At 61.7% G+C, this 18847-nt stretch carries 19 protein-coding genes; 4 read left to right on the top strand and 15 right to left on the bottom strand.

Going from position 1 to position 18847, the window contains the following annotated elements; translation table 11 throughout:
* Positions 1 to 57: 57 nt before the first annotated feature.
* Positions 58 to 822, bottom strand: a complete 765-nt coding sequence (locus tag LJ725_RS28110) for an SDR family NAD(P)-dependent oxidoreductase (protein WP_068190243.1) — start codon at positions 820 to 822, stop codon at positions 58 to 60.
* A gap of 150 nt (positions 823 to 972) precedes the next feature.
* On the bottom strand, positions 973 to 2214 hold the full coding sequence (locus tag LJ725_RS28105; protein ID WP_068190244.1) for a phenylacetate--CoA ligase family protein: 1242 nt from the start codon (positions 2212 to 2214) through the stop codon (positions 973 to 975).
* 449 nt (positions 2215 to 2663) lie between these two features.
* On the opposite strand from LJ725_RS28105, the gene LJ725_RS28100 reads away from it, so the two are divergent.
* The gene (locus tag LJ725_RS28100) at positions 2664 to 3119 is read left to right on the top strand and encodes a MaoC family dehydratase (RefSeq protein ID WP_230554245.1); all 456 of its coding nucleotides are present in this window, start codon (positions 2664 to 2666) and stop codon (positions 3117 to 3119) included.
* 75 nt (positions 3120 to 3194) lie between these two features.
* On the opposite strand, the gene LJ725_RS28095 is transcribed toward LJ725_RS28100, so the two are convergent.
* The 13 genes from LJ725_RS28095 to LJ725_RS28035 form a co-directional block, all read right to left on the bottom strand.
* Positions 3195 to 3653, bottom strand: a complete 459-nt coding sequence (locus LJ725_RS28095; RefSeq protein ID WP_068199973.1) for a PaaI family thioesterase — start codon at positions 3651 to 3653, stop codon at positions 3195 to 3197.
* Positions 3654 to 3688: 35 nt separating this feature from the next.
* Entirely contained in the window at positions 3689 to 4810 is a 1122-nt protein-coding gene (locus LJ725_RS28090) for a zinc-dependent alcohol dehydrogenase (RefSeq protein WP_068199972.1), read from the bottom strand.
* 31 nt (positions 4811 to 4841) lie between these two features.
* Positions 4842 to 5294 (bottom strand): Zn-ribbon domain-containing OB-fold protein, encoded by a 453-nt coding sequence (locus LJ725_RS28085; RefSeq protein ID WP_082752399.1) that lies wholly within the window; start codon positions 5292 to 5294, stop codon positions 4842 to 4844.
* Positions 5291 to 6475 carry a thiolase C-terminal domain-containing protein gene (locus LJ725_RS28080; RefSeq protein WP_230554244.1) on the bottom strand — a complete coding sequence of 395 codons (1185 nt, stop codon included), beginning with the start codon at positions 6473 to 6475 and terminating at the stop codon, positions 5291 to 5293. The genes LJ725_RS28085 and LJ725_RS28080 overlap by 4 nt, the downstream gene beginning before the upstream one ends.
* 56 nt (positions 6476 to 6531) lie before the next feature.
* Positions 6532 to 7731, bottom strand: a complete 1200-nt coding sequence (locus LJ725_RS28075) for an amidohydrolase family protein (RefSeq protein ID WP_068190642.1) — start codon at positions 7729 to 7731, stop codon at positions 6532 to 6534.
* Positions 7732 to 7784: 53 nt separating this feature from the next.
* Entirely contained in the window at positions 7785 to 8657 is an 873-nt protein-coding gene (locus tag LJ725_RS28070; protein ID WP_068190648.1) for an SDR family oxidoreductase, read from the bottom strand.
* Positions 8658 to 8682: 25 nt separating this feature from the next.
* Positions 8683 to 9822 (bottom strand): LLM class flavin-dependent oxidoreductase, encoded by a 1140-nt coding sequence (locus LJ725_RS28065; RefSeq protein WP_068190641.1) that lies wholly within the window; start codon positions 9820 to 9822, stop codon positions 8683 to 8685.
* A gap of 73 nt (positions 9823 to 9895) precedes the next feature.
* The gene (locus LJ725_RS28060) at positions 9896 to 10996 is read right to left on the bottom strand and encodes an amidohydrolase family protein (RefSeq protein WP_068190639.1); all 1101 of its coding nucleotides are present in this window, start codon (positions 10994 to 10996) and stop codon (positions 9896 to 9898) included.
* 105 nt (positions 10997 to 11101) lie between these two features.
* Positions 11102 to 12268 carry an aromatic ring-hydroxylating oxygenase subunit alpha gene (locus LJ725_RS28055; protein WP_068190638.1) on the bottom strand — a complete coding sequence of 389 codons (1167 nt, stop codon included), beginning with the start codon at positions 12266 to 12268 and terminating at the stop codon, positions 11102 to 11104.
* A gap of 40 nt (positions 12269 to 12308) precedes the next feature.
* A complete protein-coding gene (locus LJ725_RS28050; protein WP_068190636.1) occupies positions 12309 to 13091 on the bottom strand; it encodes an enoyl-CoA hydratase/isomerase family protein in 783 nt (260 codons plus the stop codon).
* Between the two features lie 13 nt (positions 13092 to 13104).
* Positions 13105 to 14259, bottom strand: a complete 1155-nt coding sequence (locus LJ725_RS28045; RefSeq protein WP_068190634.1) for an acyl-CoA dehydrogenase family protein — start codon at positions 14257 to 14259, stop codon at positions 13105 to 13107.
* A gap of 10 nt (positions 14260 to 14269) precedes the next feature.
* Complete coding sequence (locus LJ725_RS28040) at positions 14270 to 15061, bottom strand: enoyl-CoA hydratase-related protein (protein ID WP_068190631.1); 792 nt, start codon at positions 15059 to 15061, stop codon at positions 14270 to 14272.
* Positions 15062 to 15065: 4 nt separating this feature from the next.
* Complete coding sequence (locus LJ725_RS28035; RefSeq protein ID WP_230554243.1) at positions 15066 to 15833, bottom strand: SDR family oxidoreductase; 768 nt, start codon at positions 15831 to 15833, stop codon at positions 15066 to 15068.
* A gap of 625 nt (positions 15834 to 16458) precedes the next feature.
* Here LJ725_RS28035 and LJ725_RS28030 point away from each other — a divergent pair.
* From LJ725_RS28030 to LJ725_RS28020, 3 genes are all read left to right on the top strand, one after another.
* Positions 16459 to 16674 carry a ferredoxin gene (locus tag LJ725_RS28030; RefSeq protein WP_068190628.1) on the top strand — a complete coding sequence of 72 codons (216 nt, stop codon included), beginning with the start codon at positions 16459 to 16461 and terminating at the stop codon, positions 16672 to 16674.
* A 15-nt stretch (positions 16675 to 16689) separates the two neighbouring features.
* Positions 16690 to 17919, top strand: coding sequence for a cytochrome P450 (locus LJ725_RS28025; RefSeq protein WP_068190627.1), 1230 nt, complete (start codon positions 16690 to 16692; stop codon positions 17917 to 17919).
* Positions 17920 to 18247: 328 nt separating this feature from the next.
* Complete coding sequence (locus LJ725_RS28020; RefSeq protein WP_068190625.1) at positions 18248 to 18823, top strand: carboxymuconolactone decarboxylase family protein; 576 nt, start codon at positions 18248 to 18250, stop codon at positions 18821 to 18823.
* The last annotated feature ends 24 nt before the right edge of the window (positions 18824 to 18847 follow it).

Below are 18847 nucleotides of genomic sequence, written 5' to 3'. Positions count from 1 at the left end.
GATGATTGAGAGAGCACGCCTCCACCGCCAAGCGCAGTGAAGACAGACTGGTGTGACCTAAAGCAAGACCGTCCCGCCATCGACGGCGATCGTTTGGCCTGTCACCATCGAGCTCGCATCGGAAGCGAGATAGAGGATTGTGCCAACCAGATCGTCCGTCGTAAGCACCCGTCGGATGGACTGACCAGAGACGATAGCTTTCACGGCGTCTTCCTTTTTCTCGCTGAAAAACTGGCTCATGCCCTCTGTCTCAACGGTTGCAGGCGCCACTGCATTGACGCGGATGTTGAAGCGGCCAAGTTCGCGCGCGAGACCGCGCGTCAAGCCGATCACAGCCGCCTTGGAAGTCGTGTAATGCAGGGCGTTGGGCAGACCGTACGTCGCGGCTAGCGAAGAAATGTTGATCACGGAGCCGCCTCGTTCGCGCATAGGCGGCACGAACGCACGGCAGCAGTTCCAGACGCCGGTAACGTTGACGCGCAGGCATGCTTCCCAGTCTTCCTCGGCGATCGTGTCAAAACGACCCGACTTGAGCGTTGCGAAGAGCGCCGCATTATTGACGAGCACATCCAACCGCCCAAACCGGGCCAGGGTATCCTCGGCCGCCGCGCGGCAACTAGCCATGTCTCCAACATCGCATTGCCGGCCGAACGCCTGCCCACCGTTCGCCTCAATGTCGCGGACGGTATCGCCGCAATCCGAAACGTCGAGCACGACCACGGAGGCTCCAGCCTTGGCAAGTCCCTGCGCATAGGCGCGGCCAAGGCCCCTCGCGGCGCCCGTTACCACCGCCACCCTGCCGCGAAGATCACTCTGCGCCATCTTCATCCTCCACGCTTTCACGCGACCCCATCCACCGAAGTCGTCCGTCAGAGCCATTTCTAGGCTTACTGCTCAGCCCTATTCATTCGGCGGCTAGGTCGAACCGGCGTCGTGGCGGGGAGACCGTCTCGTCCCCAGGGCCTCGCTGGATCAGGTGTATTTGCGCACATCGTCGATCACTTTGCCGTCGTTGGGCAGGCTGCCAGGCGCCACGAATTCGACCCGTCCGCGCACCTTGCAGACGCTCTGTACGTTGTCTTCCACCGACTTGGCCAACTCGGTGGAGCCACCCGCAAGCTCAGCCTTCAGGGTCATCACGTCCTGCTGATCGACCCAGTCGACGACTAGCCGCAGACGGCCCAGCTCGGAATGCCGGCGTGCGATCAGCGCAATCTGTTCTGGGTCGACAAACATGCCCTTGACCTTGGTGCGCTGGTCGGCGCGCCCCATCCAACCCTTGATGCGCATATTCGTTCGGCCGCAGGGGCTGATGCCGGGCAGCACCGTAGACAGGTCGCCGGTGCCGAAGCGCACCAGTGGATAGGCCTTGCTGAAAGTCGTGACGACCACCTCGCCAACGTCACCGTCGGCAACGAGATCACCGGTTCCGGGCCGCACGATCTCTACCACCACGCCCTCATCGACGATCATGCCCTCGAGTGCCTGGGACTCGTAGGCGATCGTACCGAGATCGGCCGTGCCGTAGCTCTGTAAAGTTGAGATGCCGTGGTCGCGGAACATCTGGCGCAGTGAAGGCGGCAGCGCCTCGGCGCCGACGAACGCGTTGCGGATCGACGATATGTCCTTCCCGAGCTCAACGGCTTTCTCGAGAAGGATCTTCAGGAACGACGGCGTGCCTACATAGCCGACCGGCCGGATGGCCTCGATGGCGTCGAGCTGCAACTCGGTCTGGCCGACGCCGCCCGGCACCACGATGCAGCCCAACGCCCGCGCCGCCGTCTCCATCATGATCCCGGCCGGTGTAAGGTGGTATGAGAAGGTATTATGGACGATATCACCGGCGCGGAAACCTGCCGCGTACATGGCCCGCGCACCGCGGAAATAGTCCTTTTCAACGGTGTCGATCTCGAAGATCGGGCCTGGCGACATGAAAATGTGCTGGACCTGCGCGAGCGGCACACCGAGCAGCCCACCCATCGGCGGTTTCTTCTTCTGCACGGCACCAAGATTCCCTTTACGCAGCACCGGGAGTCTGGCGAGCGCAGCGCGGCCGGTCACTGCGGCTGGGTCAACGTCCTTCAGCCATTCAGCAAAGAACGGCGCATTGGTCTTGGCATGCGTGATTTGGGCCCGGAGGGCGGCGGCCAACGCCATTTCCCGTTCCTCGGCCGAACGTGTTTCAAGAGTGTCGAAGTATCCGGTGCGTTCCATATCTAGCGCCCCTGTATGCGCGTATCCGAACATCCTCTAAGACCGCCAAAGTTTGCGGCATTGGCAGTGCTTGACGTAGCGCCGGGACTCGCATGAACCGACCGCGTTCAATCCGGGCTAGAATTCCTTGAAGCCGAAATTCTCGCGCAACTCTGGCCGCCGCTCCCCTCTAGCATTAGTCTGTATTATTGGTATCGAACATTCATTAGAATTTCAATATGTGCAACCTTAAAATTATGAAGCGCCAGACCTATTATCTCGGCAAAGAAGACATTCATCGTAACGCGAAGCTCAATCCCACAGACAAGAGGCTGCAATGGGAAATGATGCTAGGCAAACGGTTTTGAAGTTCGCGCACGATCAGGGCTATCACGACAACAAGCCTCTGAGTCCGCGCGATCGTCAAGCTTGGGACACGCGTTCGACCAGGCCTATATGGGAGAATTCACATGGACTACGTCGGCCTCGGACTGTTCTGGACTGATCTCAAGGTCGGTCAGAAGTTCCGCACGATCAATCGCACCATCACCGAGGCTGATCTGGTGAATTTCATCAATGCGACCGGGATGGTTGAGATGATCTTCACCGATGTGACTTTTAGCGAACAATACGGTGCCATCGCGGGCCGTCCCGTACCGGGCGCCCTCTGCTACTGTTTCATCGAAGGCCTCCTGGTTCAGGCCACGATGCAGCATACCGGCCTCGCCATGCTGGAATCGACCATAAAGGTGCACGCTCCGACCAATGTCGGCGATACCATTCACGGTGAAGTGGAAGTGACCGCCATCCGGCCAACGAGCAAGGGGAACCGGGGAATCGTTACGACGATCAACAACATCGTCAACCAGCGCTACGAGGTGGTGATAACCTACAGTGCGATCCGCATGATGGCAGGACGCAGCTGAAGCCATCGCGCCTCGTGCTTCGTGCTTCGTTGGCGCACCCCGCTGCTGGTCGCCGTCCAAACGGCGAGATCTATGTCAGTCCTGGGATTTCGGTGGCCTCGGTTGCATGATCAGAACTGTACCCTGAGCAGCGCCACAGGCGCGTCCGTCATTCTCGACATCAATCCGCACCACCGCCGTAGAACGGGTCATGGCGATGATACGCGCCTCAGCGACCACGGTACCGGAGGAGACCGGCGTGAGCAGGTTCAGCTTGAACTCCGTGGTGGCCGCCCACTGGCCAGATTGCATGTGAGGGTAGCATACTAGCCCGAGCGTATGGTCGCACAAGGCCGAGAGCACGCCGCCATGCATATTGCCGAAGCGCGTCAATAGCTTCGGAGCCACCGACAGTTCCACGCGCAGCCGGCCCGGCTCGACCAGCGTGGTGCGCAGACCGAGGAACTCCGGGAGACCGGATGAAGGGGCGGCCGAGTCGAGAAAACGGCGGGCCACCTCTTGATCGAAAGGCGGGAGACGCGGCGGTAGATCCATGATGCTTCTTTTCCGGTTGTGGTTCAGCGCTAACGTCAAGATGGGGGGATCAGGCAAGAGTGAATCGATCCTTCGCCATCTACCTGACGAGCGAGCGTACGGATCGCCAGATCCGCATCTTCTAATGCAAAATCATGTGTGTGCATAAGCGCGAGCGGTACCTTGCGACTTTCGATGAGATCGATCGCCTTGCGATAGCCGGAACTGAGAACACCGATGGCGCCTTTGATGGTAATCTCCTTCCAGACGACCATGTCGGAAATGAAGTCGGGCACCGTTTTCTGACGCCTTTTGCCGTCCTGCGTGGTGAACCCCTTCACTCCAGCCAGCACGATCGTCCCGCCCCGACGGACGTAGTCGAGCGCACCGCGTACCGGCTGGGTGGCGTAAGAGGTGACATCAACGACTATATCCACGCCCCTGCCGGCCGTGATCTCGCGGACGCGCTGCTTGGGGTCCTCATTGTCTACGTCGATCGTGTAGTCAGCACCGAGCGCACGTGCAACGGCTAGCTTTTTGGCGTCTGCAGCCAGTCCCGTGACAATTATCGTGGCCGCCCCGGCATGGCGTGCGGCCACTACGCTGGCTAACCCACGCTGACCAGGCCCCAAGATCATCACCGTATCACCGACGCTCGTGCCCGGAAGCTCGACCGCCCAACGAAACCCAGCGCCAAGGGGATTGAACATGACCGCGATTTCCGGCGGCAAGGACTTGTCGATCCGATGAACGATCGCGTTCGGCGCGAGATACATATACTGAGAGTATGCGCCCCAGATTCCAGGTGCCACAGTGAGTGGGATATAGGAATAGATCTGCCGCCGGTCGCACAAATGATAGTGCCCACCAAGGCATGTACTGCAGCAGTGGCAGGACAGCATCGTCTCGACGCAAACGCGATCGCCGACGTCGACGCGCCAGCGCTTCGCCGCAGTATCGCCGATCGCCTCGATGATCCCCAGCGGCTCATGCCCCGGGACCACCGGATAAGGTGTGTTCAACACGCCTTCATATTGCTCGTGATCGCTGCCGCAGATGCCGCAGGCCTCGATTCTGAGGATCGCGCTGTCAGCGCTGACTGGTGGAATGGGCAGGTCGCGACGCTCCAGTTTGCGCGGACCTGTCTGCACCATGGCAAACGTTTTCTTGGGCAACATCGCGTCACTTCTCCTCAAACATGGAGCCGTTTCAACCTGACCCAATGATCTTCCAGTGGACCAGCGTGAAGGGCGGCTTGGCATCGTTGTGCGGCTCGAACACGGCCTCGACCTCGGCACCGATACGAACCTCCTGACGCGGATCGCCGACCAAGTTGCCCAACATTCGGATGCCGGCAGCGTGGGGCAACTCAACCAGGACGACGATATATGGCCCCTGATCTTTGAGCGCGGGATGCACCGGATGCCACGGCCGCTCCCAGCTATAGATCCGCCCGCGTCCTTCGACCTTCTGCCATCCCACATCGAACGACAGGCATTTGTGGCAGATCCATTCCGGTCCCCATTGCCAATTGCCGCATGGCTTGCAGCGCTGAACCATCAGCTCGCCGCGCCGCGCACCTTCCCAGTAGGGCGCATCCAGCCCGTCGTTCTCGGCCACCGGGCTCGGCAGGCCCGGCCGCAAGTAAGTCGCGGTGGTCATTGGAGCGTCTCCTCGCTGCCCAGGATCAGGCTCGATACCGGCGTCACCATAGGACCGGAGATCACCATCGACACCTGCGCATCGGGCACTTGCGTCGTCGACTCGTTGCGGATCTGCCGCACCGCCTCCACTTGCAGCTCGAGCCCGTGCATATAGCACTCGGCGAGATTCCCTCCGCTGGTGTTGAGCGGCAGCTTGCCACCAGGCGCCTGCAGGTTCTCAGGGACGAGGAAGTCGTTGGCCTCCTCGGCGGTGAAGAAGCCGTGCTCAACCAGGCTCATCAGCACGCCACCGGTGAAGTTTTCGTAACTCTGCACCACGTCAACATCTGCGGGTTGCAGATGTGCCATGGTGTAGAGATGCGGCGCGACCGTGGTAAAGCTGGACGTCGCATAGAGCGGCGCGTTGTGACAGCGCGCTCCGTTGCGGTATTCCGAGCCCTGCGCCGCCGCTAGAAGATACGCCGGCTTCTTGGCGAAGTCGCGCGCCCGTTCCGCCGGCACAACGATCAGCGCTGCGGCGCCATCGTTTTCCATGCAGCAGTCGAACAGCCGCCACGGCTCGACGATCCAACGCGACGCATCGTATGCCTCAGCCGTGAGCGGCTTGCCATACATTACTGCACGCGGATTACGCTGAGCGTGATGATACGACGCCAATGCGATGGCGCGCTGAGCGCCGGGCTCGATCCTGTTCTCGTGGATGAAGCGCATAGCGCGCATGGCGTAGCGCTGAGCAGGCGACATCACGCCATAAGGCGCGTTGAGCGCTGCCTCGCCAGAGGCCGTACCGCCCGGCGGTGCCGCGCCGAAGCGCTGGAACTGGCCTTGTGCTAGGGCCCGGAAGACGACGACGCAGTCCGCCACGCCGGTGGCAACGGCAGCGGCGGCATTGGCGACGGCGCCTGAGCCACCCCCGCCGCCACCGCCCCACTGCATGTTGGAAAAACGCAGCTCCGGCAACCCGAGCGCCGCGGCGAGACGCGACGGATCGTTGCGGTCGTTGCTGTAGGAGGCGAAACCATCGATCTTCCGCGGATCAATCCCGGCATCAGCACAGGCGGCGAGGATCGCTTTCAGCGCCAGCATGAATTCGGGATCTGGCGACTTGCCATGTTTGTAATAGGTAGTCTCGCCGATACCGACGATGGCAACCTTGCCGCGTAACGTGCGCTCGGTCATTTCGCGGTCCTTTCGGGTCCTAGTCGCTCCTGCACACACCGTCCGTTGCCACGAGGTCAGGTCCTATAGCGTGCCGGCAGGTCGAGCTTGAGGAAACGCGCCGCATTGAGACCGAGGATCTTGGCCCGGCTGGTATCTGATAGCTGCCCCATGGTGCGCTCGATTGCCTCTGCCGAATGCGGCCATGTACCCTCGTGGTGCGGATAATCGTTTGCCCACATGAAGTTATTAGAAAGACCATGCGACTCGGCCAGATCGAGACCGGCCTTATCCTCCTGGAACGAGGCGAATCCGTGGGCTCGGTAGTAGTCGCTGGGTAGACCCTGCAGCTTGGGTCGGACCCAGAAGTGATGCTTCTTATACGCTTCGTCCATCGCCCCTAACAGCCACGGCACCCAGCCAATCCCGGCTTCGATGGTCGCAAACCGTAGCCCTTTGAATCGCTCCAGCACGCCGGAAGCGCAGAGATTTGCCACAGGCTCGATCGTCGGCGACAGCGAGTGAGACACGTAGTTGACGACAGCACCTCCATTGCCACGCGAAGCCCGCGGATCACGTCCGGTCGAGACGTGGAACGTGATCGGCAGGTCGGCGTCCTGGACAGCCGCCCATAGCCGGTCGAAATGTGGCAGGTTGTAGTTCGCGTGGTTAACGTCGTGCGCACCCCAAACCGGCTTGCACGGTAGAGTGAGGCAACGGAAACCAAGCTTGGCCAAACGCTGAACCTCGGCGATCGATCCTTCAAGATCACCGGTCGCGATCGCACCTGCGATAACGATGTGATCCTGGTGTGGGGCGAACATCTCCCACGCCCAGTCGTTCCAGGCTCGGCATTGCGCCATTGCGAACTCAGCGTCGGGCGTGGCCCACATGGCGAGGCCCTTGTTTGGGAACATCAGCTCCACGTCGACGCCGTCTCGGATGTGATCGGCGATGCGCCCCGCGGCGTCTGCACCAGCCTTGTTGCGCGCCGCGTCCTCGCCTTCCAAAGTGGCAAGCCGCAGCCGATCCGGTCGGTAACCTTCAGATACGCGCCACTGCACGCCGTCCTTGTCGGTCACCACGCGCGGTAGCCGCTCATGGTACTTTGGGTCCATTCGCTTGAGCCACAGATCTGCTGGCTCGTTGGCATGGCAATCCGCGGAGACCAAGAAGTACTTGCGCGTTGCATCCGGTCTTGCGGTCCGCACCCAGCCATCGGTACCAGGGGTTTCGAGCCGCCAGCGGTTGGGGGCGTTGACCACGATCTCGTTCATGACTGTCTCCCTCGGTACATTTCGGGCAAGACCACAATCCAAGCCACAGGTGACTAGCCGATCTTGAAGTAATCCGGTCGGCCGGCCGACCAAAAGTCGCCCCACATCTGCTGCCCGCCGTCGATCGTGAGGACTTCACCGGTAATGAACTTGCCCGAAGGTCCGGCCAGATAGACGCAACCTTCGACGACATCCCAGACATCGCCTGGACGGCGCATGGGATTACTTTCGTAAAAGGTTTTCCGGCCCTCCTCGGTGTACTGCTCGAAGCCGCTGCTCTCTACGGCGCCGACTCCGAGGCAGTTAACCCGGATGCCCAGAGGCGCCCATTCCACAGCGACCGTCTTCGACAGGTAGATGACCCCGGCACGGGCAGCGGTCGAATGTGCCATGTGAGGCAATCCGCGCCCGATGGTGGCCGTGATGTTCACAATGTTGCCCGCCTGGGCATGATCGCGCCAGCGTCGCGCGGCAGCCTGCATCATGTACCAAGTGCCGTTAAGATTCGTGTCGATGACGGCCTTCCAGCCCTTGATGCTGAAATCGATGGCGGGTTGCGCGAACTGTCCGCCGGCGTTGTTGACGAGGACGTCGAGCCGACCATGGCGCGACCATACGCGCTCCATGAGCGATTCAACTTCCTCCGGTTCGCGAATGCTCATCGCCGTGGCGTCGACATCAGTGCCCAGGTCACGCAGTAACGCGACTGCGGCTTCGAGCTTCTCGGGCTTGCGGCCGCAAAGGACGAGATTCGCGCCGAGCCTGGCGAAGAGTATGGCGATCGCCTTGCCGATGCCACTGCCACCGCCCGAAACCACGATCACCTTGCCCTTGAACAAGTCGGGTCCGAACACGGTGGGATGCGCGACGAGCTCGGCATCCGTGAAGCCGAATCGGCGATCGCCAGCGGAGACAGAATCGGTCATGAGCGCCAACGGTTCGCCGGCACGATCAAGTCGGATCCGTAAAGCGCGGCATGACCTTCGTCGCCATCAGCTCCAGGGACCGCAGTATCTGGCCGCGGTCGTGCAGACCTTGGGGTATCAGCAGCACGATTTCATCCTGGCCGGGTACCGCTTTCTGAACCGCCTCCAGCCGGCGTGAGATGGTGTCCGGCGAGCCGACGAGCAGCTCGGGCAGGCCCTGCCCGAACGGGGTGGCCCATTGATTCCAAAACCACCGCATATCCTCAAGCTGTGCGTGCGCTTCGGCGTCGGTCGGCGCACAAATGAAGATGCCGCCCCAGGCCGTCGCGTGGCCGGGCTTGACGGCTCGGCCGTGTTTCGCAGCCTCGTCGTGATAGGCGCGATTGAGCTGGCTGTAGAAGTCGAGTTTGTCCGTCAAGACGATCGGCTTGCCGCCGTACTTCGCCCAGAACAGCGCGGTGCGCATTGAGGCCGCGAAGCCGCCATAGAGGGGCGGGTGCGGCGTCTGCAGCGGACGCGGTGCGATGCCGACCTCGTTGATGTGCATGTCGGGGCCAACGCCCTGCCCATAGGTCGTGTAGACGCCATGCGGATGCGGATTGACCATGCCCACGGGTGGAAAGTTCCAGTACCTGCCGCGATGGCTAAAAGTATCGTGCGTCAGAGCCTTGACCACGACGTCGACGAACTCGCTGAAATATTCGCGGTTGGCTTCGTCTGCCGGCGAGTCCTTGTTCCATGGACCGACAGCGTGGAGATCCTCGCGCACCTTGAAATTCTCAACCCAACGGGCCTGATAACCACGCACCAGGCCGACACCGAAGCGGCCGCCCAGCATGTGGTCCATGGTGGCGATGTCCTCGGCGACGCGCAGCGGATTGTGCGTGGTCGATACGAAGCCGCATGTGATGACCCGCAGCCTCTTCGTGTGCTGGCCAATCCACATTCCCATCAGCCGCGGGTCGTTGGAGATCTCGAAGCCCTCGATCTGCAGATGATGTTCGGGATGGCCGAAGCCGAAATACCCGGCATCGTCGGCAAAGCGCGCATACTCCGCGATCTCGTCCAGCATGCGCTGGTAAAGCTCCGGTTTGCGGCCGGCCATCCCGGCTTCAAGTTCAGCCCGTCGGCCGACCGTGCAATAGATGAACAGGCTGAACTTCATGTTGATCCCTCACGGCTCGGAAGTGATTTGCCGGTAGTCAATGTCGTCACTCAGCACACGAAACTGCCGACGGCTAGGCCGCGAGCTTGTAGAGCGCCGCCACGTTGTCGTGCAGGATCCGCTGACGCTGTCCCGCGTCGAGATGGGCGGTCTGTTCCGCGATCACGTCCTTGCTCCACGGCCACGTCGAATCGCTATGCGGGAAGTCGTTGGCCCACATCAGTTGTTGAGGTGCTAGCATGTCGGCAAGCGTGAATGCGACGTAGTCGTCCTGGAACGTCAGGCTGATGTTGTCGCGGAAATATTCCGACGGCAGGCGCGGCAGTTCCTGGCCCTTCATCCAGTAGCGGTGGCGCTTGTAGGCATGATCCATGCGGTACATGAAATGCGGCGCCCAACCGGCGTCGGCTTCGACGCACACCACCTTGAGCTTGGGGTGGCGAGCGAACACGCCGCTGAATATCAGCATGCCCATGATGTCCTGACAGCCGCGAATGATCGACAGGAAGCCGTTGATCTTCGGACCACGGTGCTGATTGATGCTGTCGCTGCTCGACGTGAGGATGTGCCACGACAACGGAATGTCTAGAGCGACGGCGGCTTCCCAAAGGGCATCGTAGGATGGGTTGTCATAGTCGAGCTCGCCGGGATTGCCCGGCATCATGACGCCCTTGAATCCCATAGCTTTGATGCGTTCGAGATCGGCGATGCCTTCCTTGATGGTGCGGATTCCCGTTTGACCGATGCCGATCAGCCGGTCGGGGGCATGTGCGGTGTACTGCTGGAGCCAGCGATTGTAGGCGTCGAAGCAGGCCTTCTTGTAATCCTGGTCGGGATGGTTGCAGAGGACCATGCCGACGGTCGGATAAATGATCTCCGCGCCGACGCCATCCTTATCCTGGTCGACAAGACGAGCGGCCGGGTCCCACCCGCCGCGATGCAGGTCCTCAAAACGCGCACCGCCGATGCGGATGCTGCTGGGCTCGACGCCGGCCGCTGCAACCAAACCCATCGGGATGGTCTGCTTCATACCTTCAACGACATATATGTCGCCGTACTTTGGATCGCGCACGACATGGGGCGCGCGTTCACGATAGGCGGCTTCGATATGCCCGCGATAACAATCCGGCGGCTCGGTGATATGCGAATCTGCGGAAATCGGGAGCTGATCCATATTTATCTCCTCACGTAGTCCAGCTGGTTGATCGACGATCGATTGCAAGCAATGGAAGCGGACGCTTTTCCATGGAGTAGGCTGTGCATATGGCCTAAGTACGATTCATGCTTCCTGGAGCCCGAGCGCCTCGTGGACCGAGCGATGAAAATGCGCCAGCGCGGGCTCATTGCGGCCGAACAACAGATGGTCCTGCGCGCCGGAATGGAAGCCACGCTGCATGTCCTCGCCAAGCGGGAAATCCTCCTTCTCCACCGTATCGAGCAGAAGCTTCATGTTGCGATCCCAATGGCGCTTCGCCTTGTCGGTCGCCGCCGGCTCCGGGATATAGAGTGACGCATGCATCACGCTTTCGTCCGGAGTGTTCCCCGGGAAGACACGCCACGTTTCCATATGGTCTCCCTGCCAGACCAGCACGGTGTTGGGGAACAATTCGTAGACGACGGCAGTGTGCTTCAGCACGTCCCGCTCGTGTTCCGGTGTCTCGCGCAGCGTCTCAAAACCGGCGCGCGGCACCGCCATTCGAACGTGCCGGCCATAAGGATCGAAGGAGGTTTGCGCCCCCAGAAGCAGCGACGAGATCGTGTTCCGATGCAGAACCTTGATATGGTAGCCCTCCAGGAACGTACCGATGACGAGCTTCCAATTCATTGCTCGCCGCAGCGTGCGCGTCTCGTAGTGGCTGTAGCGCTCGAACCCATACGCTGCCATCTCCGGCGCGAGAGTGCCTAGCAAGACGTCGGGGTCGAAGGGCTCTTCGCTACCCGGCCGCACCCAGATGAAGCCGTTGCGTTCGACTACCGCCAGGCGTCGAAGGCCGTGCGTGGAGCGGTCGACCTCGCCGAACGCGTCGGCTTCCCGAACGCCGAGCAAACGTCCATCGAGGCCGTAGGCCCATCCATGATAGGGACACGTGAAGGACCCGCCGGTTTGCGCGCAGCCTTGGGCGAGATCCGCGGTCGCCAGCTTGGCGCCGCGATGGCGGCACACGTTGAGGAACGCGTTGACCGTGCCGTCCTTTCCGCGGACCACGAGAATCGGGCGGCCGGTGAAATCGTTAGTGAAGAAGTCGCCGGGATTCGGCAGGTCGCCGGTCATGCCGAGGAGGAGAGGATGGTCGTGGAACAGAACATCGCGTTCACGCGCCGCCTGATCGCGACAGATGTAGTCTCGTACCGGATTGGCAAAAGGCGTCGCGCTGCGCGCCTGCTCGCCCCTGTCGATGTACGTGAACAGAGTGCGGCCGAGCTCAACCTGTGTTGCGTGTTCCATGACTGTTTCTCCTAAACCATCGACAGGCAGCATGCCGCCGCTATTTGAATTTCGGCTCCCGACGCGCGCCAAACGCCGCCAGTCCTTCCGAGACGTTGTCCGAGCGGAGCGCGTCCACGACACACGTGGACTCGCGCGCCAGCCCCTCCGCGAGTGATTCGTCGAGGCCAGCGCGGGCGAGCGACTTCATTGCCGCCATGGACTCAGGATTGCGTGTTGCCAGCACCTGCGCGTACGCCATGGCCCGGTCAGCGAGCGCATCATCGTCAACGACGAGATTCACAAGACCGCATTCGCGCGCCGCTGCCGCATCCAGCCACTCCGCGCTGTACATCAGGTGAAGCGCTCGACGAAGGCCGACCAGGCGCGGCAGGCGCTGCGTGCCGCCCCATCCGGGAATAAGTCCATACCGCGAATGCTGGTCGCCGAAGCGCGCCGAACTGGCGGCGAACACGACATCGCATGCCATCGAGAGCTCGAGCCCGCCAGCCAGGCACAAGCCCTGCACCGCGGCGACGACCGGCAGGCGCGAGCGTTCAAGAGCGGTGAGGGCTTCGTGTCCCGCCGACAGGAAGTTCTCAAGTGAAGCTCGCGAAGCGCGCGCCTCGAGAACCTCGTCGAGATCGGCGCCGGTGCAGAAATGCTTGCCATTGGCTTTCAGCAGTACAACTCGACATGCAGGATTCGCTTCCAAAGAACGCACGCCGGCACACAGGCCATCCGCCAGGCCTCGCGAAATGCAATTGAACTTCTCGGGCCGGTTCAGCGTGATCACGCCGACCTGGGCTTGCAGGTCTACGAGGACAGGAGGTGCGGCGGTCATCGGCATCCTCCGCCTAGTAAGGCACCGCGACGCGCCCGATCTTCTCGCGCGCGATGATCATCTTCTGGATCTGTTCCGTGCCGTCGCCGATTTGTAGGCCCATCACGTCGCGTAGACGCTGTTGGTGTGGCAGATCCATCGTGTAGCCGGAATGACCGTGCGTCAGCAGGCAGCGGTGAATGGTCTGAAAGGCTGTCTTCGGGGCCCACCATTTGCACATCGCCGCTTCCGACGTGTGGGGCATGCCCTGGTCGCGCAGCCACAGCGTCCGATAGCAGAGGAGACGCGCGGCTGTGAGCAGCGTCTCCGCCTCGGCCAGGGGCTCCGTCACGCCTTGGTAGCGCGCCAGCGGATGGCCGAAGGCTTGGCGTTCGGTGACGTACCGCCAGGTTTCCTCGAGCGACGCACGGGCCGGCGCCAGCACCTGTAGGCCAATCAGCGCGCGACTGTAGTCGAAGCCCTGCATGACCGTGCGAAAGCCCTCGCCTTCGCCGCCGATGCGCCATTTATCCGGCACCTTGACGTCCTGGAAGAAGACCGAGCCGCGACCGACAACCTTCGAGCCCACGTCGTTGAAGCTGGAACGACTGATGCCGGGAAGGTCGAGCGGCACGTGGAAGGCCGTCACGCCGCGAGCCCCGGCGTCGGCCGCGCCGGTTCGGGCGAAGACCACAATCGACTCCGCCTGTTCGATCATCGAAATCGACGTTTTCTCGCCATCGAGCACATAGCCCTCGTTGTCGCGGCGCGCCTTGAGTTGGAGGTTTGCGGCATCGGAGCCGCCACGCGGCTCGGTCAGGCCCAGCGCCACCAAAGTCTCGCCCCGGCAAATCCTCGGCACGACGTCGCTCGCGATCTCAGGCGGGCCATGGCGCGCCAGGATCGAGCCCATCAGCGACCCCAATAGCTGCACGTAGGCGACGCCCAGATCGGCCGCAGCAACGCCTTCGATCACTAGTCCAGCCGTGACGCCGTCCGCGCCGAGTCCGCCGAACGCCTCCGGCAGATCGACACCAATCAGTCCGACAGCACCCATCTCCCGTATCAGCGATGGCGCGATGCGGCCCTCCTGTTCGCGCGCCGCATACCCCGGCGCGAGCTTTTCGACGCCGAAGCGCCGAGCAGTCTCGCCAATCTGCTGCTGTTCGGGGGTAAGGGAAAAGTCCAACCGTCGGCCCCTACTTGAGGAAGTCCCTGAAGCGTGGCGGACGCTTCTCGTTGAGCGCCTTGACTCCTTCCTGGGATTCGGCGCTCGCGTAGTAGAGGCGCAGGGCCTGCATCCCAAGACCGCCGATGCCGCGAATGTTTTCGCTGTCGGCGTTGAAGGACTTTTTGGCAATCGCTATGGCGGTGGGACTGCGCTCCACCAGTTCGGCACACCACGCCGCGACTTCGGCATCGAGCTTGTCGTCGGACACGACGGCGTTGACCAGCCCCATGTCCATCGCCTGGCGCGCCGTGTAGCGCCGGCACATGTACCAAATTTCTCGCGCTTTTTTCTCGCCAACCACGCGCGCCAGATAGGCGGTGCCGAACCCGGGATCGACGGAGCCCATCTTCGGCCCAACCTGACCGAAGATGGCGTTTTCGCCGGCGATAGTGAGATCGCAGAGCGTGGCCAGAACATTGCCGCCGCCGATCGCGTAACCGCGCACCTTGGCGATCACCGGCTTCGGCACATCGCGGATGACGCTGTGCAGCTCCTCGACCGGCATGCCGACCGAGCCACGCGTCGACCCGTCGCCGTACTGGCCGCTGTGATCGGACTGGTCGCCGCCGGTGCAGAAGGCCTTGTCGCCGGCTCCGGTCAGGACGATGGCGCCGACGTCGTCATCCCAGCCCGCCTTCAGAAAGGCGTCGAGGAGTTCCACCACGGTGCGCGGGCGGAACGCATTGTAGACCTTTGGCCGATTGATCGTGATCGTGGCGACGTGGTCGGCCTGAGCGTAGAGAATGTCCTGATAGTCCATCGAATTACCCATGCATCGTGAGGCCACCGGAGACGCTGATGGTCTGACCGGTGATGAAGCTGGCGTCGTCGCTCAGCAGGAAGCAGACGATGCCGGGATAGTCGTCCGGCTGCCCCAGGCGACGGAGCGGGATCGCCTTCTTCAGGGCCTCGGCAAGCCCCGCCGCAGATTCGCTGACAGTCGCAAACAGGGGCGTGTCGGTCGGTCCTGGGCAGACCGTGTTGAACACGATCCCCTGACGTGCCACTTCCCGCGCCAATGTCTTGCCGAACGCTGCAATGCCGCCCTTGCAGGCCGAATAGACAGCTTCGCCCGAGGAGCCGACCCGACCCGCGTCGGAGGCAATACTGACAACGTGGCCTTTGCCGTGCTTGACCATCTTTTTCAGCACGACGTGCGTGACGTTGAGCGGGCCCCAGAGATTGATGTCGATCACTTTTCGCCACAGGTCCCGGTCGCTGTCCACGAAGCGCACAGCCTTGTCCCAGCCCGCGTTGTTGACCAGGCCGCCGATCGGTCCAGCAGCTGTTTCAAACGAATCGACGGCCCGTGCCACCGCCTCATAGTCGACAATGTCGACCTCGTAGCCGGATGCTCGACCGCCGGTCTCGCGAAGCGCACTGGCCGCAGCTTCGGCCGCCTGCCCGTTGATGTCCAAGATGCCAACGACGGCACCTTCGGCCGCGAGACGCCCGGCGATCGCGCGGCCGATGCCGCTCCCGCCACCCGTGACGATGACAGGCTTGTCTCTTAATCCGCGCATCCCGGCCATGAACCTCCCGAAAGATAAATTCGCCAAGTCGGGCGATGGAACCGCCAGGCAATCTGCGCGCCCTTCCCGGACCACTCCACGCGTCAGGCGAGGCGATTGTGCCCAAGGACTTTCAAATACTCGTTAGAAACGTAGGCAGCTGGTACCGATGAGTCAAGCGGTCCATGCCCACCCCTCCCGAACGGCGAGGCCGAAACACCTGCTCCTGTTCCCAAAGGGGTCCGCGACCTCCACAGGCCACTGTGGATACCTTTGCACGCTGCAGTCTTTGCCTTTGGGAAACCAACCTTGTGAAGGCAGCGACATTCTTGGCTGGACTGCGCCGCAAGATCTCCGCCAATGCACCACAAGTTCCTTCGCACGGCAGAGTGGCGATATTCCTGCGAGCGCGACGCCATGCCCAAACCTAAGAGAGCAATGCCGGGCTTCCCACACTGGTCGAGTCACTTGGGACCGCCCGTCGCACCGATTGACTACCCTTGCCTGAACTTCTAACGTCCATTAGAGGATTGCGCTTGCTGATTACCGACGAATTGGCCAGTTGGTCGATTATGGCGCAGGCGACGGACTATCCATCAATTGCACAGCGGACGCGTTCGGAAACTGCGCAGGGAGGGCTTCAGGTATGCCCGAGCATAAAGTCCTTCAAATCATCGTCGACCCGGAGCGATGTCAGGGACACAACCGATGCAAGGCGATAGCACCGAGATTGTTCGAGCTCGATGAACTCGGCCACGCGCGCGCAGTCGGCGATGGCACGGTCCCTCCCGGCCTCGAGGATAAGGCGCGGCTTGCGGAAGCCAACTGCCCCGAATTCGCGATCAAGGTGGCGCAGGCTTAACTAAAGGAGTTCACCATGACCGATCGCCGGCCTGTCTCAGATTGGGCCAAAGACTTCGATCATCTGGACCCACGTTGGGTCACCGAACCCTATCAGATCTGGGATGAGTTGCGTCGGCAATGCCCTGTCGCGCATACTGAACGATATAACGGCGTCTACTTTCCCAGCCGCTACGCCGATATCCGGGCGATCGCATATGATACGGAGCACTTCTCTTCACGCCGCGTGGTCGTTCGTGAAATGCCACCTCGTGTGCCAACGGATTCCGGGAAACCGAAATCCCCGCCTGGGGCGTCGACATTGGCTTCGCCACCGATCACCTCGGATCCACCGTATCATCGGCCGGCGCGAATGCTCCTGCTGCCCGCGTTCACCCCGGATGCAATTGGCCGCCTGGAGGCAAAGACGCGAGCGATATGTGGCGACTTGATTGATCGCTTCGCATCGAATGGCCATTGCGACGCGGCAACCGACTATGCACAGCATGTTCCCGTCGCTGTCATTGCACATATGCTCGGATTGCCGGAGGGAGACGGCGAGAAGTTCCGGCGTTGGATTCACCTGCTTCTGCACGAAGGAATCGCGGAAAACGCCTCCTTCGCCCAAGCTCTCGCGGAGATGGACGATTATTTCAGGATGCAGATCGCAAACCGTCGTTCGGTCCCCAGAGAGGACCTGATCACTTTCTTGCTTGGCGCACGAATGGAGGATCAGCCCCTTTCCGACGAGCACATAATCGGTACGCTTCGTCTTTTGCTGATTGCCGGCATCGATACGACCTGGAGTGCCATCGGCTCCTGCTTATGGCATCTGGCCCAGCACCGTGATGACCGTCGTCGGCTGGTCAGCGAGCCTGCACTCATGCCGCTTGCGGTAGAAGAGTTTCTGCGGGCCTATGCCCCGGTGACGATGGCTCGCCAAGTCGCCAAGGAGACAACAGTCGGCGGCTGCCCGTTCAAGGAACGCGAAATGGTGTTGTTGTCCTTTCCGGCGGCCAATCGTGACCCAGAGGTGTTTCCACAGGCTGATCGTGTCCTGATCGATCGGGCCGAAAACCGACATGCCGCCTTTGGACTGGGAATCCATCGGTGCATCGGTTCAAATCTCGCCCGCATGGAGATTACGGTAGCGCTGGAGGAATGGCTGGCGCGTATTCCTGACTTCGAGCTCGCCGACCCCGCCTCCGTAACCTGGTCGCACGGCCCGGTACGCGGTCCTCGGAAACTTCCTGTGGTCTTCCGATGACAGTGTTGTTGGTCTCGCACGTCCCCTGACGTCTGCGCTTTGTGCGACACCGCACGCTCCTCACCGGATTGGATCTGCCCGAAGGTTTCTGGTGTGGGGTTGCGTTCGCCTCTCCGCATGCGCACCCCTTACGATAACGGCTCGAGGCACCGGTGGCGTGCGCCATCACAGATGGCAATGGGCGCGCAGCGGGAGTGGGGCCATCGCAGTTGGGTGGCGACGCAGGATTGGATGCCATACTTCCAAGATTCTGATCGGAACAAGCGGCAAGATTCCCTGAGGCGTTTTGTCTGTCGACGCGGCAATTTGAAACTGAAAGGAAGGCCAAATGGTCACGCGCATTGAGATGCTGTCAGTCGAGCAAGCCAAGGCTGCCGCCAAGGCGTGTGGCATTCGAGAGTCGATGGCCGGCCTCAGTGTTTATCGGACGCTGTTGCGTCATCCGCAGCTGGCGTCTGCAGTCAATCACTTGCTGACCACGCTGCTCTTCACTGGAAACAAGCTCGATGTCCGTCTACGCGAGCTCCTGATCATGCGTATCGGATGGACGACAGGCGCCAAGTACGAATGGACGCAGCACTGGCATTTCGCGGAACGCGTCGGGCTGCCGCCTGAGGACGTCATCGCTGTCCGCGACTGGCGTTTGTCGACGCGTCTCGGTGCAGCGGACCGGGCGGTGCTGGCCGCGGTCGACGATACGCTGGAGCGCGGCAAGATCTCGGATTCCGTGTGGGCTGAGTGCGTGCGTCATGTCGGCAGCCCGGAGCAGTTGCTAGAGATGGTCATCGCGATTGGAAACTGGAACATGTTCTCGCAGCTTCTTCGAAGCGTCGAAATCCCTTTGGAGGACGGCGTCAAGGACTGGCCGCCCGACGGCAGGATCCCCCAAGGGGGCGATGCTTGAGGCAAGCATGCGCTTATGGCCTAG

This window comes from Reyranella aquatilis, assembly GCF_020880995.1.
Lineage (GTDB): Bacteria > Pseudomonadota > Alphaproteobacteria > Reyranellales > Reyranellaceae > Reyranella > Reyranella aquatilis.
The sequence above is the reverse complement of the archived record's forward strand: the minus strand, read 5'-3'. Positions and strand labels throughout refer to the sequence as shown.

What these genes read in the sequence shown, in the direction of transcription:
- LJ725_RS28040 (WP_068190631.1), bottom strand. Translation starts at nt 15,061, where the DNA reads ATGGACTATCAGGACATTCTCTACGCTCAGGCCGACCACGTCGCCACG.
- LJ725_RS28060 (WP_068190639.1), bottom strand. Translation starts at nt 10,996, where the DNA reads ATGGATCAGCTCCCGATTTCCGCAGATTCGCATATCACCGAGCCGCCG.
- LJ725_RS28030 (WP_068190628.1), top strand. Translation starts at nt 16,459, where the DNA reads ATGCCCGAGCATAAAGTCCTTCAAATCATCGTCGACCCGGAGCGATGT.
- LJ725_RS28025 (WP_068190627.1), top strand. Translation starts at nt 16,690, where the DNA reads ATGACCGATCGCCGGCCTGTCTCAGATTGGGCCAAAGACTTCGATCAT.
- LJ725_RS28050 (WP_068190636.1), bottom strand. Translation starts at nt 13,091, where the DNA reads ATGACCGCCGCACCTCCTGTCCTCGTAGACCTGCAAGCCCAGGTCGGC.
- LJ725_RS28100 (WP_230554245.1), top strand. Translation starts at nt 2,664, where the DNA reads ATGGACTACGTCGGCCTCGGACTGTTCTGGACTGATCTCAAGGTCGGT.
- LJ725_RS28105 (WP_068190244.1), bottom strand. Translation starts at nt 2,214, where the DNA reads ATGGAACGCACCGGATACTTCGACACTCTTGAAACACGTTCGGCCGAG.
- LJ725_RS28055 (WP_068190638.1), bottom strand. Translation starts at nt 12,268, where the DNA reads ATGGAACACGCAACACAGGTTGAGCTCGGCCGCACTCTGTTCACGTAC.
- LJ725_RS28110 (WP_068190243.1), bottom strand. Translation starts at nt 822, where the DNA reads ATGGCGCAGAGTGATCTTCGCGGCAGGGTGGCGGTGGTAACGGGCGCC.
- LJ725_RS28090 (WP_068199972.1), bottom strand. Translation starts at nt 4,810, where the DNA reads ATGTTGCCCAAGAAAACGTTTGCCATGGTGCAGACAGGTCCGCGCAAA.
- LJ725_RS28085 (WP_082752399.1), bottom strand. Translation starts at nt 5,294, where the DNA reads ATGACCACCGCGACTTACTTGCGGCCGGGCCTGCCGAGCCCGGTGGCC.
- LJ725_RS28095 (WP_068199973.1), bottom strand. Translation starts at nt 3,653, where the DNA reads ATGGATCTACCGCCGCGTCTCCCGCCTTTCGATCAAGAGGTGGCCCGC.
- LJ725_RS28070 (WP_068190648.1), bottom strand. Translation starts at nt 8,657, where the DNA reads ATGACCGATTCTGTCTCCGCTGGCGATCGCCGATTCGGCTTCACGGAT.
- LJ725_RS28020 (WP_068190625.1), top strand. Translation starts at nt 18,248, where the DNA reads ATGGTCACGCGCATTGAGATGCTGTCAGTCGAGCAAGCCAAGGCTGCC.
- LJ725_RS28035 (WP_230554243.1), bottom strand. Translation starts at nt 15,833, where the DNA reads ATGGCCGGGATGCGCGGATTAAGAGACAAGCCTGTCATCGTCACGGGT.
- LJ725_RS28065 (WP_068190641.1), bottom strand. Translation starts at nt 9,822, where the DNA reads ATGAAGTTCAGCCTGTTCATCTATTGCACGGTCGGCCGACGGGCTGAA.
- LJ725_RS28075 (WP_068190642.1), bottom strand. Translation starts at nt 7,731, where the DNA reads ATGAACGAGATCGTGGTCAACGCCCCCAACCGCTGGCGGCTCGAAACC.
- LJ725_RS28080 (WP_230554244.1), bottom strand. Translation starts at nt 6,475, where the DNA reads ATGACCGAGCGCACGTTACGCGGCAAGGTTGCCATCGTCGGTATCGGC.